16 protein-coding genes are annotated in these 16,513 nt (G+C 33.2%); all 16 read left to right on the top strand.

Going from position 1 to position 16,513, the window contains the following annotated elements; translation table 11 throughout:
* Nucleotides 1–244: 244 nt before the first annotated feature.
* The 16 genes from ACVW2L_RS01030 to ACVW2L_RS00955 all read left to right on the top strand — a co-directional run bounded on the left by ACVW2L_RS01030 (nt 245) and on the right by ACVW2L_RS00955 (nt 16,513).
* On the top strand, nt 245–1,294 hold the full coding sequence (locus ACVW2L_RS01030; protein ID WP_457126089.1) for a Wzz/FepE/Etk N-terminal domain-containing protein: 1,050 nt from the start codon (nt 245–247) through the stop codon (nt 1,292–1,294).
* Entirely contained in the window at nt 1,287–2,648 is a 1,362-nt protein-coding gene (locus ACVW2L_RS01025) for a lipopolysaccharide biosynthesis protein (protein ID WP_457126088.1), read from the top strand. Before ACVW2L_RS01030 ends, ACVW2L_RS01025 begins: the two co-directional genes overlap by 8 nt.
* Nucleotides 2,649–2,664: 16 nt before the next feature.
* Nucleotides 2,665–3,273 (top strand): acyltransferase, encoded by a 609-nt coding sequence (locus ACVW2L_RS01020; protein WP_457126087.1) that lies wholly within the window; start codon nt 2,665–2,667, stop codon nt 3,271–3,273.
* Nucleotides 3,273–4,163, top strand: coding sequence for an alpha-1,2-fucosyltransferase (locus ACVW2L_RS01015; RefSeq protein ID WP_457126086.1), 891 nt, complete (start codon nt 3,273–3,275; stop codon nt 4,161–4,163). Before ACVW2L_RS01020 ends, ACVW2L_RS01015 begins: the two co-directional genes overlap by 1 nt.
* Before the next feature lie 48 nt (nt 4,164–4,211).
* The gene (locus ACVW2L_RS01010; protein ID WP_457126085.1) at nt 4,212–5,456 is read left to right on the top strand and encodes a hypothetical protein; all 1,245 of its coding nucleotides are present in this window, start codon (nt 4,212–4,214) and stop codon (nt 5,454–5,456) included.
* Between the two features lies 1 nt (nt 5,457).
* Nucleotides 5,458–6,360, top strand: coding sequence for a hypothetical protein (locus ACVW2L_RS01005; protein WP_457126084.1), 903 nt, complete (start codon nt 5,458–5,460; stop codon nt 6,358–6,360).
* Between the two features lie 93 nt (nt 6,361–6,453).
* On the top strand, nt 6,454–7,518 hold the full coding sequence (locus tag ACVW2L_RS01000; protein ID WP_457126083.1) for an EpsG family protein: 1,065 nt from the start codon (nt 6,454–6,456) through the stop codon (nt 7,516–7,518).
* Between the two features lies 1 nt (nt 7,519).
* Nucleotides 7,520–8,686, top strand: a complete 1,167-nt coding sequence (locus tag ACVW2L_RS00995; RefSeq protein ID WP_457126082.1) for a hypothetical protein — start codon at nt 7,520–7,522, stop codon at nt 8,684–8,686.
* Entirely contained in the window at nt 8,683–9,459 is a 777-nt protein-coding gene (locus ACVW2L_RS00990; RefSeq protein WP_457126081.1) for a glycosyltransferase family 2 protein, read from the top strand. The genes ACVW2L_RS00995 and ACVW2L_RS00990 overlap by 4 nt, the downstream gene beginning before the upstream one ends.
* A gap of 25 nt (nt 9,460–9,484) precedes the next feature.
* Complete coding sequence (locus tag ACVW2L_RS00985) at nt 9,485–10,852, top strand: glycosyl hydrolase family 28-related protein (RefSeq protein WP_457126080.1); 1,368 nt, start codon at nt 9,485–9,487, stop codon at nt 10,850–10,852.
* A 4-nt stretch (nt 10,853–10,856) separates the two neighbouring features.
* A complete protein-coding gene (locus ACVW2L_RS00980) occupies nt 10,857–11,966 on the top strand; it encodes a glycosyltransferase (RefSeq protein ID WP_457126079.1) in 1,110 nt (369 codons plus the stop codon).
* On the top strand, nt 11,963–12,868 hold the full coding sequence (locus ACVW2L_RS00975; RefSeq protein ID WP_457126078.1) for an NAD-dependent epimerase/dehydratase family protein: 906 nt from the start codon (nt 11,963–11,965) through the stop codon (nt 12,866–12,868). Before ACVW2L_RS00980 ends, ACVW2L_RS00975 begins: the two co-directional genes overlap by 4 nt.
* Before the next feature lie 398 nt (nt 12,869–13,266).
* Nucleotides 13,267–13,557 (top strand): hypothetical protein, encoded by a 291-nt coding sequence (locus ACVW2L_RS00970; protein ID WP_457126077.1) that lies wholly within the window; start codon nt 13,267–13,269, stop codon nt 13,555–13,557.
* 138 nt (nt 13,558–13,695) lie between these two features.
* Nucleotides 13,696–13,947, top strand: a complete 252-nt coding sequence (locus tag ACVW2L_RS00965) for an FkbM family methyltransferase (protein WP_457126076.1) — start codon at nt 13,696–13,698, stop codon at nt 13,945–13,947.
* Nucleotides 13,948–14,105: 158 nt separating this feature from the next.
* A complete protein-coding gene (locus tag ACVW2L_RS00960; protein ID WP_457126075.1) occupies nt 14,106–15,374 on the top strand; it encodes a nucleotide sugar dehydrogenase in 1,269 nt (422 codons plus the stop codon).
* Nucleotides 15,375–15,385: 11 nt separating this feature from the next.
* Nucleotides 15,386–16,513, top strand: coding sequence for an NAD-dependent epimerase/dehydratase family protein (locus tag ACVW2L_RS00955; RefSeq protein ID WP_457126074.1), 1,128 nt, complete (start codon nt 15,386–15,388; stop codon nt 16,511–16,513).

The following is a 16,513-nucleotide window of genomic DNA, read 5'->3' as shown; positions in this document are numbered from 1 at the left end:
TAAATTGCGAGCATTATTACTATTATTATGCGCGATGTAAAATCGTAATTATAAAAAGATTTGACAAAACTCATTAAATTAATGTGAACTTTTTTATTAAAACGCCAATAAGCTATTTCGCCATGATATTTATTTATACAATAATTATACGGAGTACCCCCAGTTCATTATTAAAATCCAATGTGTTCCACTAATGAATGAAATAAATTCAAACATATTAAGCAAGCAAAGTAACAACGATGAAATGTCAATAAAGGAAGTGTTTGCATCATTACAAAGAGTCTACAGATATCTAATGTCAAAATGGCTACTAATAGCAGCTATAACATTTGTAGGCGTTTTGTTTGGCTTAATATATACTTACTATAAACCAACTATATATGTTGCTGATACTACATTTGTATTAGAAGACAACGATAAATCTGGAGGTTTGTTAGGACAATATGGAGGTATAGCATCTATGGTCGGTATAGACGTGGCTGGAGGTAATAATGGAATTTTTCAGGGTGATAATATCCTTGAGCTATATAAGTCAAGAAATATGATACGTCGCGCATTATTAAGTTCTATTGAAAACACGACAAATAAAAAACTGATAGACTATTACATTGATTTTAGTAATTTAAAGAAACAGTGGACAAGCCCGTCTTTGAAGTATATTAACTTTGATGTAAAGCCAAATATATCATTCTCAAGATTGCAGGATAGCGTGATCGATAAGATTACCGACGATATCAGTAAAAATAATTTAAATGTAAGTAGACCAGATAAAAAGTTAAGCATTATTGAGGTGGAAACGAAATCAACAGATGAATTTTTTGCAAAAAACTTCAATTTGCAAGTTGTAAAAACTGTAAACGATTTTTACATAGAAACTAAAACTAAGAAGGCTTTACAAAATTTATCAGTTTTACAAAAACAAACAGATTCAGTAAGGAATATATTAAATGATGCTATTTATAATACCGGTTCTACAACAGATGCAACACCTAATTTAAATCCAAACAAACAAGTACTTCGTATTCCTATTCAACGCGCTCAAATAAATGTAGAAACAAATAAGGCGATATTAACACAATTAGTACAAAACCTCGAACTGGCTAAAATTTCGATAAGACGAGAAACGCCACTGATACAAATTATTGACCAACCAATTTATCCATTAGTTAAAGAAAAAACAGGCAGAGTTAAAGGAATGATTGTGGGAGGATTTTTGTTCGGATTGATTTCTACCCTTTTATTTACCTTATCATTTACAATTAGAAAAATTATTAAAGGTCTTATTAGTGAATAATTCATCATTAAAAAAAATCTCCAGTTTCTTTATAAAAGGCCACCAAAGAACCTTAATAGCTAAAAAAAACATCCTTATATCGCTAATTGCTAAGGGCGGGTCAATGTGCGCTACGTTTTTATTGGTACCGATGACCATCAATTATGTTAATCCTAAACAATATGGTATTTGGTTAACATTGAGCTCCATTGTTGGATGGTTCAATTTTTTTGATATGGGATTGGGGCATGGCTTAAAAAACAGGTTAGCGGAGAGCAATGCTTTGGGTGAAAACGAAAAATCAAGAATATATATCAGTACAACATATACAATTATCGCAGCAGTTGCTCTGATAATTTTTATCGTTTTTTCAATTATAAGCAAGTTTATTGACTGGACAAAAGTGCTCAACACATCCGATTTATCTGACATTAAATTATCCACACTCGTTTTAATTGTTTTTGGTGCTTTTTGCCTTCAACTCGTAACACAGCTTATTTTTAGTATACTTACAGCATTTCATATGATATCCATTGTCTCTGTAGTAAATGGACTGGGACAAGTATGTTCTTTGATATCTGTGTTCTTACTGACGAAATTTGCACACCCATCCTTATTATATTTAGTACTAGTACTAATTATTTGTCCTATTCTTTGTCAGGTTATTACTTCTATAATATTTTTTTTAGGCAAGTTTCATAATTATTTTCCTAGATACAGTGATGTTGATTTTCAATATGCAGGTAAATTATTAAGCATCGGAGGAGGTTTCTTTTTTATCCAGATAGGTGCTTTATTATTATTTCAAACAGATAATATTGTGTTAACGCAAGTCTTCGGGCCTCAAGAAGTAACAACATTTAATGTAACTTATCGGTTATTTTATATGATTATTGCATTCTTCACCATTTTTATGGACCCTTTTTGGGCTGCATTTACAGACGCCTATACAAAAAAAGATTTTGATTGGATAAACCACACCTTTGTTAAAATATATAAAGTATGGGGGATAACTATATTAGGAACTCTAATAATGCTGTTTCTATCACCTTATATTTATAATCTGTGGGTTGGAAATAGTGTTAAAGTTAGTTTTATGGCGTCAACAATCATGGCTATTTATGCGATAGGGGTTTGCTGGATGACCATACACAATTATTTTGTAAATGGGTTAGGAAAAATAAGAGTACAAATAATTTTATATGTAGTTAGTACAATCATTAATATACCTTTGGCTATCATTCTAGCAAAGGTTTGGGGTATATCCGGTGTCATTTTTTCTAACTTTTTTATGGTTCTTTTGATGGGATCTATATTATATGTTCAAACTCAGATGATCTTAAAAGGGAAAGCTTTGGGTGTGTGGAATAAATGATTAAATATTAATAGTAATGAACAAAACATTTATTTACTTAAAAAAAAGTTATTTTTTCTTATACTTAAGGTATTGTCATTTTGTTACTAAGCTTTCCTTTAAATTAAACGGCGTAAAATTCAATAGTTTTTCTGCTATCGGGATCCCGATATTAGATGTTGATCTAAAAGGAAGTTGTGAATTAGGAACTGACGTTGGTATAGTAAGTGCTGCAAGATATGCTACACTCGGAAAAAGCAATCGATGTAAATTCGTTGTATGGTCAGGAGGCAAACTTATAATTGGAAATAAGGTAGGAATGAGTAATACAGCAATAATAGCCACTTTATCTATTACTATCGGAAATAACGTGCTTATTGGTGGTGGCGTGACAATTGTAGATACCGATTTTCACTCTTTAAACTCTGATCATTGGCATACAATGGCAGATTATGATCATATGATAAAAATGCCCGTAGTTATTAAGGATGATGTATTTATCGGTATGGATTCAATAATATTGAAAGGTGTAACTATCGGCTCTGGTGTAGTTATAGCGGCAGGATCAGTAGTAAGCAAAGATATTCCTGACAACGAAGTTTGGGGTGGAAACCCAGCAAAATTTATTAAAAGCAAAACTTCTTAATGGACGTAATAATTATTTTTAATGGTTTAGGTAACCAAATGTCACAGTATGCCTATTACCTAAATAAAAAACAAAAATCAAAATCAGTTTATTTACTAAATCTATGTGAAAGCAAAAGTCATAATGGATTTGAGCTTGGGAACGTTTTTGGTATAATTGTAAAAGAGAACATTATAACGTACTTTTTTAAATTGATTTTTAAATTCCTAACCGTTAATAAATATTTGTTTCTTACAATTCCTTTAAGGCAGGTTCTAAAAAAAATGAATTGTCGCATTATTTACGAAAATTTTGATTACACTTTTAAACCCGAGTATTTATTACCATCTGCGGGAATTACATTCTTTTATGGAGGTTGGCATTCTGAAAAATATTTTAATGCCTCAGAAACAATAGTTAAAAATACATTTGAGTTTACTCATTTTGATGATAACGATATTTTAAATATTGAACACCTTGACAATATTCACCATTCTAATAGTGTAGCCTTGCACGTTAGAAGAGGTGACTACCTTAACACAGAAAATATTTCAATCTTTGGAAACATTTCTACGAAAAAATACTTTGAAAATGCGATCTCCATTATGAATGGCAGTATTGATAATCCTCATTACTTTGTTTTTTCAAACGATGTTGAATGGGTAAAAGTAAACCTTGACATTAAGAATGTTACTTATGTGACAAATAATTCTTCTAAAGATTCATGGAAAGACATGTATTTAATGACCCAATGTAAACACAACATTATATCAAATAGTACATTCAGCTGGTGGGGGGCCTGGTTAAATAGTAATGAGAAGAAAATTGTAATTTGTCCGGCTAAATATTTAAATAATGATATCGTTTCAGAGATATATTCCCCATCATGGCATAAAATTATGGATTTATAACTGCCATTATATTCTTACCTTTATGCAATTTAATGTTTCTTTAACTTTATGACGGAAGTAATATTTACAATTTGTGCAAAAAATTATTTATCACAAGCACTAGCTCTGAAAGCATCTTTATTAGAAACTAATCCAGAAAAAGACTTCGTAATATTTGTTTCAGACACACAATCTGGAATTGAGGACGTAGATGTAATTTTCCCACATGAATCCTGGATTAGTGATTGGCAAAAGATGGCATTTAAATATAATGTTATAGAATACTCAACAGCAATTAAGCCTTTTTGTATCAATTTACTTAAAGAAAAATATGATAAGATAATTTTTGTAGATCCTGATACTTATGCTACTCATAGCTTTGATTATATTTTTCAGTGCTTAGATAGTGCGGATATTATGATCACCCCTCATATCAACAATATACAAGAAGTTTTTACAGGTGCTGTAAGTGAAGAAGAAATACTTTTTGTTGGAATTTGCAATTTGGGCTTCTTGGCAGTAAAAAAATCGGAAACCCTTAACAAAATGATCAAATGGTGGATGAAGAGATTACATGATAAGTGCTATGCTGATAAATTTGATGCACTTCATGTAGATCAAAAGTGGTTTGACTTTATCCCTGCATTTTTCCCCGACAAAGTGCATATATCTCATCACTGTGGGATTAACACGGCTATATGGAACTTACATGAAAGAGACCTATTATTAAAAGATGGAAAATATTTTGTAAAAAATGTTGATACCGATGAAACATATCCTTTAATATTCTTTCATTTTTCGGGTTTTAACCCTAATAACCCTACCTTAATCAATAGAAGGCATCCGAAGTACAGCCTCAAAACTTTTCCAAGTTTTGAATTACTGTTTAACAAATATACAAAATTGTTGTTTGAATCCGGTTATGACCGCTTTATAACTCTGCAATATGGCTATAATACTTTTAATGATTTCGAAAAAATCACACCATTGCACCGACGCCTATTCAGAGAAATCGAAAAAGTTATTGAATGTAAAAACCCGTTTGATATTAATGACTCGTTTTATCAAATCATGAAAGATGATAAGCTTTTAACCAATACAAAAATCTCAATTTCTTTCAATTCTAATCCTAACATTATACGTACCAGGGACAAAGAAATACAAAAAGGAATTCTATTTTTGAAATTCCTGAAAAAATTAATCGGCATTAAGTTTTATAATTATATACTAGTGTTTTTTACTGAATACCATAGATTAGAACGTCAAACTTTTTTAATCAGTAAAAAGAATATCGATAAGTTTAAAAGACAATAGTTTGCAAAAGAAATTAGAATTTAATGTTATTATTTGTGCGTTGGCCCGTGATTGTGCCACTGCATTGGAAAGAAATATTCCTAAAATTGAACAATTGAGGAGTCGATTTTTATCATCGTCAGTTATTGTAATAGAAAATGATAGCAAAGATTTGACCAAACATATACTAAAGCACTGGAGCGAAACCGAGAATGATGTAACTGTCATTTCGAATGATTTTAACAGTCCAACCATCCCAAATGCATCGCAGGAAAATCCATTCCCTCAAACCAGTTTGGAACGGATTAGCAAAATGGCCAGTTATCGCAATATGTATTTAGAATGGATCAAGCAATCTGATAAAAAGGTTGATCTTGTTATTGTTATAGATGTGGATATTAAAGGCTTTTCGGTTGATGCAATTATATCTTCAATAACAACAGCTCCTTTAAATTGGGGAGGTATTTTTGCAAATGGATATACGGATACCAGGATATTTAAAACACCGATTTATACCATGTATCATGACATGTATGCCTATGCTGAACATATACCTGCAAAGAAACCTTATTTTACATATAACGCTGCTTTTGCATTGAAGAAAACAATGAACCAAAAGTTAAAGGCAGCTAAATTTGTTCCTGTTATATCTGCTTTTGGAGGTATAGGGATTTACAAATGGGCTGCTATTTCTGGGAATCATTATGAAGCACTTGAAAACGGAGATATATATATGGAAGCTGTGTGCGAGCATATAACATTTAATGATAAAATACGCCAAAGAGGCTTTAGAGCTTACATAAGCTCTGAATTAAAAGTTTATTACGGCAAAAGTAATTTGTTAATAGTAATAAGGAATATTTTACCTCTTAGTGTATTTAAATTTTTATGTCTTATTGTAAAATTCAAAAAACTTAAAGCGTAAATTACCGCTTATAAAATAATTTGATAATTGATTTTATACATAGCATTATATTTCTTTTTTTTAGGTCTGAGTTTTTTAGACTATATAAAACTAATGCCCAAAATACGATGGCTATTAGTTTATGTGGGAGGAACCTTATGTTTTTTAATTTTGTGGTTGTTAGCCACGATCAGATGGGAAACCGGAACTGACTGGAATTCATATTACGACACCTTTACCTATTTTTCAGAAATTTATCGACAACTCTTTGAGCCCGGTTTCGGTTATTTGGTTTCGTTCATAAGAAGTTTGACAGACAATTACACCGTATACCTCCTGATATTCTCTTTTCTCTGCTTATCATTAAAATTTATATACATTAATAAGTATCATAAAGACACATTATTTACCGTTCTTTTGCTTTTCTTATGTTATTATTTTGCCGACATATTTGCAGTAAGACAAAATCTCTCGATTTCGCTTACATTAATCAGTACAATTTTTATTATTAAAAGAAAACCTATTTTATTTATTGTAGTAGTTGCTTTAGCTACATCCATTCATTTTACTTCTGCTTTATATTTTAGTGCATATTATATTTATTGGCGGCCTATTAAAGACAGAACTTTTTACATTCTAATAATAATTGCTGTAATATTGGGGCTAGTTGGTGTGGGTACAATTTTGCTGAATGGACTTCTTCAGATAGTCGGGGTTACAGGCCATGTAGGCGAAAAAATAACAGGTTACTTGAGTGGAGATAATGATACGCTAAACACGAATAATAATCCATTAGTAATTTATTTATTAGGAACCCTAAAGCGGTTTATATTCATACCTATCTTTGTCTGGGTTAAAAATGAAGCTAATAATAATAATAATACAAATTTAAACGGCTACTTTAACCTTTATATGGTAGGAAATTTTGTCTACTTTTTATTCGCAAAAGATTTGGCCGTTTTTGCACGGGCATCCGTGCCTTTCCTATTCTTTGAAATATTTTTAGTTGCTTATACTATGAGCTACTTTAAAAGTTCAAAAATTAAACTGGCCATAGTTTTCGTTGCCATGTCTTTTGTTGCTTTGAGTAGGTTTAATGCATTAATCAATTCTTATTATGATTTATATGTTCCATACTACTCCATATTTGATAAAAATATTAAGCGTGATTTAGAATAGTATGATTCTGATTAATGAGGTTGTTCACCCGGGAGAAGTCCACTTAGAGATTAATACAGCACTTTTAAAAATATTTTATCTCCAAAATAACAAATCTAATATTGCCTTCAGAGCCGAAGCGACCCATTGCCGGGCAGTCAAAAAAAAAATGGATGAAGATTCCAAATTCATTAGTTTTTTAGATTTTCAAACTTATTATAATCCGAAGTCTTATTCTTGGGCCAAGCGGATTAAAGGAGAAATAATTGAAATTTATCGTTCATTAAAGATTGGCAGAAAACTTGGCGCTGATATTTACATATGGAATTGCCTGTTTCCAACTGGTCACTTGTTTCTTAATTTATTGCTAATTTTCAAGCGAACAAAAAAGAAGCATGTTATTGTTTTACATGGTGAATTAGAATATCTAAAAGCAAAAAAATCCAACAGGTTTAGATTTGTTTTAGGGAAAATATTAAAAATAGCATTAAACATAAGTAAGAAAAATGTTGAATATATAGTTCTGGGAGATCGTATTAAAGAAAACCTTTTCGCCTATGTTAATAATGATTTAGCCGACAGCCTAGTTTCAATTGTGCATCCGTATAATTACAAGTCTAATCATGCGGTAGCAAATACAATAAAAACTATAAATAGCCCAGTCACATTTGGAGCGGTGGGAACGCAAATGCTAATAAAGAATTCTCAAAATATTTTTCATTTAGCTTCAAAAATAAAAAATCAAATTCAGACACGACAAATTAACTTAGTGACTATCGGAATGGTTTTACCAGAAATAGAACCGTATGATAATAAACTTGTTAACCATATTTATCCACATAGTTTTGTTCCTACTAACATATTTGATGAGCAGCTTGAGAAACTTGATTTTGCATTGTTTTTTTACGATAATGAAGCTTATAAGTTATGCGCAAGTGGAGCTATTTTTGAAATGATTAATGCAAATATCCCAATTATCTCCATTCACAACGATTATTTCGACTGGTTATTTTCGTTGTATGGATATATGGGTTTTTTATGTCGCGATTTAAACGAAATGGAAGCCGTAGTGCTATCAATTTTGAAAGGGCAGAGGAACAATGAAATAGATAACATACATAGAAATATTTCAAACTTTAAAATAAACAACAGTATAGAGGCAATTGCTTCTCGTTTTGTAATAAAATGAATAAAGATATTACTATAGCAGTTGTTATACCTTGCTTCAACTCTATCACTACAATACAAAAGTGCATCGAATCAGTATTTGAACAAACTGACAAAGTAAACGAGATTATCATTGTAGATGACGGAAGCACCGATGGATCTCAACTGAAAATAAAAGAGCTGTTTACTGAAAATAAAAATGATATAGTTAGTATCTTAATTGAGCAGGGTAATAGCGGACCTTCAGTTGCGAGAAATGTTGGAGTAAACGCTGCAAAATCTGATTATATTGCTTTTCTTGATAGCGATGATTATTGGTATGCAAACCATATAACTACGCACAAAACTTTTTTACAGTCATTAAATTGTCCTTCATATGATATTATCGCTACTAAATACAAGTCGGCAAAAATAAACTATAGCGGAAACGTTTCTTTTAAAATGCAATTGTTAAAAAATTATTTTCTTACTCCTGCAGTGATTGTAAAAAAGGAAAAATTCCAGGCATTGGGGGGCTTTGATAAAAATATGCGTTTTGGTGAAGATTATTTTTTGTGGCTTAAATTTGTTCATGATTCTGATGGTTATTTACTCCCATACATTGGTTCGTCAAACATTGAAAATAAAAAGATTTTTGGAGAGAAAGGTCTATCTGGAAATTTGATCAATATGCACAAAGGAATGATAATATGTTATAAGTCTTTGTTTGAAGAAAGGAAATTATCCAAAATAAATTACGCAATGCTTAGACTACTTGAAGAAGTAAAATATTTAAGGCGCAAGTTACTTTCATGATTGAATTTAAAACATGTTAATAAAAATGAGAACTATAGTTTTAATTGTGTTGTTCTGTGCTGGTATTTCAACTACGCAGGCGGCACATTCATCAAATACTACGATTACAAAACTTAAAATAACAGAAGTATCCGTATTAAGTTTTGGAGCAAAAGGAGACGGAATAAGTGATGACAGCAGAGCTATTGAGAAAGCTTTAGCATTTTGTATAACAAACAACAGAACTTGTTATATACCTAAAACAACCAAATTTTATAAAATCAATTCAACTATTAGAGTATCAATTAATCCTGGGCAACATGTGAAAATAAATTCTAATGGAGCCGTTATTAAACCTTTAATAATACCCACTAATAATACAGCCTATAATTTAACATCCTTTAGAGAGCACATTTTTATGTCAATTGGCAAACAAATCACTTCAATTAAAGATGTTAGTATGTTCAACTTTAGCACTAAAACAGCGGTTAGTATCTCTGGAATTACCTTTGACGGGAGTGATATGCCGATAAAGCTAGAATCTGCATCATTTAATACAGACATTTTTGTTGGCCTTCAGATATTATCAGAAGATGTCAATATCGTGAATTGTACTTTTAAAAATATTTTTGGGTATGGCTTAAGAGTGCACAATCTCAAGAATGCAGTAGTTGCTAACTGCACGTTTCAAAACGTAGGCGGGCGAGGCGCAACACCATATGCTCAAAAGATTGACTTTGATGGTTTAGGAGATGGAGTGTATTTTGCACTCGTTAAAAGTAATGGGAGCATTGAAGTAAAAAATTGTACTTTTAATGGGTTAAAATTTAAAAATATAAGGAGTCGGTCTGCCGTTACCTTTGAGTATTCAACATGCCCATATAAGATAACACTTTCAAAATTAACGATTTCGGGATTTGCGAAATGTATTCATGTAGAAGAACCAGCGCCTACTATAATTACGGTAAAAAAAGTGAAAATGTCTGATTTTAACTTTGGCATCGCTAATGTATTAAATAACAACACTAAAGTGTTTTTTAAAAGATGCCAAATAAATGTTGGTATTTCCGATGGACAGGATAATGGAGATGCTTTGGCTTTTCTGAATTATGAAAGTAAAGCTAAAGTTTACGTTGATAGTTGTTTCCTGGATTTTAATGGTCGAAAAGGAGCTTATCAAAGTGCTGTAGGATTGGCAGAGGTGAAAAACTCAACAATAAATGGACATCAAACCAATTTTTTCTTTGCAGACGGTAGTACAATTTTTAACAAGTGCATTTTTATAGGTTTTGGTGGCAAAGGTGTGTCATTTCAAGGGAACGAAAACAGTACTTACACACTTATTAATTGTAATCTAAAACAAAGTCAAAAAATTTCGGCTTTAAATCAAAAACTTAAGTTAATTATTAAATAGAAATATGAAGGTTCTTCAAACGGTAAAATATTACCTTCCGTCAAAAGGCGGTATGGAAACCGTTGTTAAAAATATAGTTGAGGGCATATCTGCTATTACGTCTGATACAAAATTTACGATATATGCAAACCATAACCATAAGAACTCAAAGGAGATCATTGAAGAGCGAAATATTAAAATTATTAAAGAAATAACTCCTTTTTTGTTCAAAAGTCAACCTTTGAATTTTAGATATTCAAGCTTACGATCTCTAATTGATGATGCTGATATTATTCATCATCATTATCCATTCCCAAACATGGAACTTGCTCTCATCAGGAATTTAGATCTTTTAAAAACAAAAAAATTAATAATTACCTGGCACGCTAATATTCAAAATTCACGATGGCGAATGTTGGCAAACATATACGACCCTTTAATAGAGAAGCTACTAAATATTGCCTTATTTATTGTTGTTACATCCCCCCAATTATTAGAATACTCAGATATTTTAAAAAAACACCAAGAAAAGGTCGTAGTAATTCCGCTAAGTTATAGCCCGAAAATGAATGTAAGCGAGGATTTTGTCCGAACAATTATTATTGATCGGCCCCGCAATGTCCTTTTTGTTGGAAAACTTAGGGCGTATAAAGGTGTGTGTTACTTGATAGATGCTATTACTCACACCGATTATTTACTAACTATTGTTGGAGATGGGGAAGAAGAAAACTCCCTTAAACAGCAAGTCGCAAATTTGAGCTTAGAATCACGAGTTCGCTTTTTCAAAAATGTTAGCGATGAGGAACTTTCAAATATTTATAAAAATTCAGACCTATTTGTATTGCCATCTGTTACAGAAGCTGAAGCATTTGGAGTGGTACAGCTTGAAGCGATGGCCAATGGTTTACCAGTAATAAATACCAATTTAAAATCTGGAGTTCCTTTTGTTTCCATACATCAAGTTACTGGGTTAACAGTAGAACCGCGAAATGTTGAGCAATTAACGTCAGCGTTAAAATATATTTTAAATGATTCAGAAGTATATAATAAATTTTCTGTTAACAGTAAAGAACGAGCAAAACTCTTTTCTATAGAGAAACTTGCCGAATCTTATCTGAAATTATACGAGTCATGACGTCCGCAATTCAAATAACAGGTTATTCAGGATTTGTTGGGAAAAATCTCATCAACTATCTTACAAAAAGTCAGCTTTGCATTTCTGTAATTGATAGAAAGCAGCTTTATACCCCCTTCCCTTTACAACAAGAATCTGTTTTTATCCACCTCGCCGGCAAAGCCCACGATCTCAAAAAAGCCTCAAACCCTCGCGAATATTATGAGGTGAACTATGAGTTAACCCAAAAACTTTATGATGCCTTCTTACAGTCTAATGCTAAAAAATTCATTTTCGTCAGCTCAGTTAAAGCAGCAGCCGATAGCGTTGATGGAACTCTGACAGAGGATGCTAACCCTGATCCTAAAACAGATTACGGCAAGTCCAAGCTAATGGCAGAGCAGTACATCCAAAGCCAGCCATTGCCGGATGGTAAATCATATTATATTTTAAGGCCGTGTATGATTCATGGCCCAGGGAACAAAGGGAACCTTAATTTACTATATCAGTTTGTTAAAAAAGGCATCCCTTATCCTTTAGCCGGTTTTGATAATAAAAGATCATTCCTAAGTGTCAAAAACTTATGCTTTATTATTAAAGAACTGATCGAAAAAGATAATATTCCTTCAGGAGTATATCATGTTGCTGATGACGAGCCTTTGTCTACAAATGAAGTAGTAAGTATTCTATCTGCTTCTATTAATAAAAAACCAAAGCTCTGGAAAATACCCCCCGGTTTAATCCAAACCGTTGCAAAAATTGGGGATGCACTACACCTACCCCTAACTACGGAACGTTTAAATAAACTAACCGAAAGCTACGTGGTCAGTAATCAGAAAATTAAGCAGGCTATTGGTAAAGATTTACCGTTATCCGCAAGAAATGGACTTGAGATTACAGCAGCTTCTTTTGCAGATAAATAAGATGCTGGTGATAAGTTGTTATGAAATCAGCCATCAATATTCCACAATTCCACCACTTTTCCCTATATTTACATAAGTTCTTTCCAACCAAGAAAAATTCAGGTGTCTATAAAGGGCGCAAATTTCAAGAGTAAGTTAATCAGCTAACAATCAATTAGCTAAAGAAATACAAGTGGTTCCAGCGGCATCACTGAAAACTCTCCAAAAGCTTCAAAAACCTTCAAGCTACAACTTTTGAAAGTTTTTTCCGACCATATTTGAGATTTCCCCGAAACTAACCAGCTTAATAACTGAATCAAAAAACAAAGGCCCTTGTAATTTAATTCTAGTTTCATCATCTAAACATGGGGAAGTTGGAAGTCACTTTTGAAATGCATTTTTAACAAGCAATTAACACAATGAAGTTGCGCTCAACTGCCAAGAAACTTTTAAAAAAGTTAAAAATCTCTTCATCTGCGGCGCAAACCACTCCTCCTCCGTCAATACATGATAGAGAGGTTGCGCGCTGTTTTGCTGATGGCGGCGATGAGATGTTTCGTTACACATTTGATTTAACAAGCGAATCTTTGGTTATTGATTTAGGCGGTTATTTGGGCCAATGGGCATCAGACATATATACAAGGTATAACTGCAAATATTGGTATTTGAGCCTGTCGGTACTTTTTTTGAAAAAATTCTACCCGCTTTAAACTAAATAAAAATATTACTGTATTTAATTATGTGCTTGGTAGTTCAAAGAGACAGGAGATGATAAACTTATCGCAAGATGGGTCTTCAGTATTTATTGAATCTGAAAATAAAGAAACGATCAACTTTGAGGATATTGTATGGTTTTTGAGCTAAACAAAGTTGTGTGGGCAGACTTGATAAAAATTAACATTGAAGGTGGTGAATACGATATCTTACTCCGAATGATAGAGTCGGGCTTGATCAGTAAAATAAAACGCCTTCAAATACAATTTCATGAATTAGAAAAAGACTCTTTTAATAAAATGAATAAAATTCGTGAAGGTTTATTGCTGACACACCGCCCAATTAATCAGTATGAGTTTGTATGGGAAGACTGGATCTTAATTTGAGTGCTGTGAATATGTGATCGCCCTGTTGATGATATGCATAATGAAGGGTGATTTGGCAATCAATGTTTACCGTAATAGGTTTTGCTAAATAACCTTATATTGCTAACTTAACATGAACTCAAAAAGGGTTGCTCCATTGGCTTTGCACTAACAATTACATGAAAAAAATTGCTGTTATAGGTTTAGGATATGTGGGACTTCCGCTTGCGATTGAATTTGCTAAAAAATACGAAGTTGTAGGCTTTGACATTAACAAATCAAGAGTTAAAAGCTTGCAAAGCGGATGTGATGTAACCTCTCAAATTAGTGAAACGGAGTTACAAAAGGTTTTATCCGGTTACGATGTTGTTTTGAAATTATCATCCAACCTGACAGACATAGCTCACTGTAATACTTACATCATTACGGTGCCCACTCCAATTGATAGATTTAAATCTCCAAACCTGTCTCCTTTATTAAATGCATCAAAAATGATTGGGAGTGTGCTAAAGAAAGGTGATATTGTGATTTACGAATCAACAGTCTATCCCGGTTGCACTGAAGAAGAATGTGTACCCATATTGGAAGAAGCGTCTGGTCTAAAATATAATAAAGACTTTTTCTGCGGCTACTCGCCAGAAAGAATAAATCCCGGCGATAAAGTAAACACGCTTACCAACATAAAAAAAGTAACGTCGGGTTCAACTCCGCAAATTGCAGATGAGGTCGATGCGCTTTATGCAAGTATTATCACTGCCGGCACCCATAAGGCGCCCAGTATAAAAGTTGCAGAGGCATCCAAAGCCATAGAAAATGCCCAGCGCGATATTAACATATCGTTTATGAACGAACTGGCCCTTATTTTCGATAAAATGGATATTGATACTACAGATGTTATTGAGGCTGCCAGCACAAAATGGAATTTTTTAAAATACACACCAGGCTTGGTTGGCGGGCATTGCATTGGGGTAGACCCTTACTATTTGGTGCATAAAGCACAGGCTTTAGGTTATCACCCCCAAGTTATTCTTTCTGGACGAAGAGTTAATGATAACATGGGGATATTTGTGGCCAACAAAGTAGTAAAATTGATAATAAGCAACGGGGGCTTGGTCAAAGGTGCAAACGCCCTTATTTTAGGCGTAACATTTAAAGAGAACTGCCCGGATATCAGAAACTCTAAAGTAATAGACATCTATAACGAGCTTTCTCAGTTCGGCCTGACGGTTGATATTTACGATCCTTATGCTGATAAAAAACAAGTGAGTGACGAGTATGGCTTGATTTTGATTGATAGTATTGACAAACAATACGATGCTATAGTGCTGGCCGTATGCCATGATGACTTTAAAGATTTAAATTATGCAGGCCTTAAAAAGCACCAGAGTTCTGTTATTTTTGATACAAAATCATGCTTAGATCGCCATCTGGTTAACGGAAGGCTTTAATCGCGACAGATATGAACATACTGATAACCGGAGGTGCTGGTTTTATTGGCAGCAACTTAGCTTTAAAACTCATTGAAACGGGCCACACGGTTACAGTATTAGATAACCTTTCCATCCAAATACACGGCGCTGATCCCGAAAGCACATCAGATCTGTTCAAATCAATAAATGGAAAAGTAAAATTTATTCGCGGCTCTGTTACCAGCCGTGAAGATTTGAGTAACGCCATCCAGGGTCAGGATGTAATTGTTCATTTAGCTGCCGAAACGGGTACGGGCCAGTCTATGTACCTCATCCAAAAATATGCAGATATAAACGTGGGTGGCACGGCCTTGATGTTAGATATTTTGGCTAACGAGAACCATCAGGTTAAAAAAGTAATTGTTGCTTCTTCCCGGGCTATTTACGGTGAAGGTAAGTATAAACTGATTGACGGCACATTGGTGTATCCTCATCATCGTTCGGCCGTGGATATGGATCGCGGCGATTTTGAGGTAAAGTTTAATAAACAAACCGTTTATCTGATGCCGACAGACGAAGAATCGAAAATACATCCATCTTCCGTGTACGGCATTACCAAGCAAACCCAGGAGCAACTCATCATGACGGTTTGTAAATCAATAGGCATTAATGCTGTAGCATTCAGGTATCAAAACGTTTATGGGCCGGGGCAGTCTTTGAAAAATCCATACACGGGTATATTGTCCATCTTTTCAACTCAAATAAAAAACGGCAACGATATTAACATTTTTGAAGACGGCGAGGAAAGCCGAGATTTTGTTTTTATTAATGATATTGTGGATGCTACCTTACTGGGTATTGAGAGAGAAGAAGCAAATAACGAAGTTTTTAATGTAGGCTCGGGCATAGCCACGCCGGTTACTGCTGTAGCCAACCATTTAATTAAAGCTTATAATGTAAAGGTGAAGCTTAACGTTACGGGCAACTATAGGTTGGGAGATATAAGGCATAATTATGCAGATCTCACCAAAATAAGCACTATTCTTGGCTATAAACCAAAGGTGTTTTTTGAAGAAGGAATAGAAAGGTTTTCAAAATGGGTTAATACACAGGAAACCGAGGCAGACAATTATGAGCAATCCATCGAAGAAATGAAGTTGCGCGGGCTGTACAAATAG

The organism is Mucilaginibacter sp. HD30 (genome assembly GCF_054061755.1).
The sequence above is the reverse complement of the archived record's forward strand: the minus strand, read 5'-3'. Positions and strand labels throughout refer to the sequence as shown.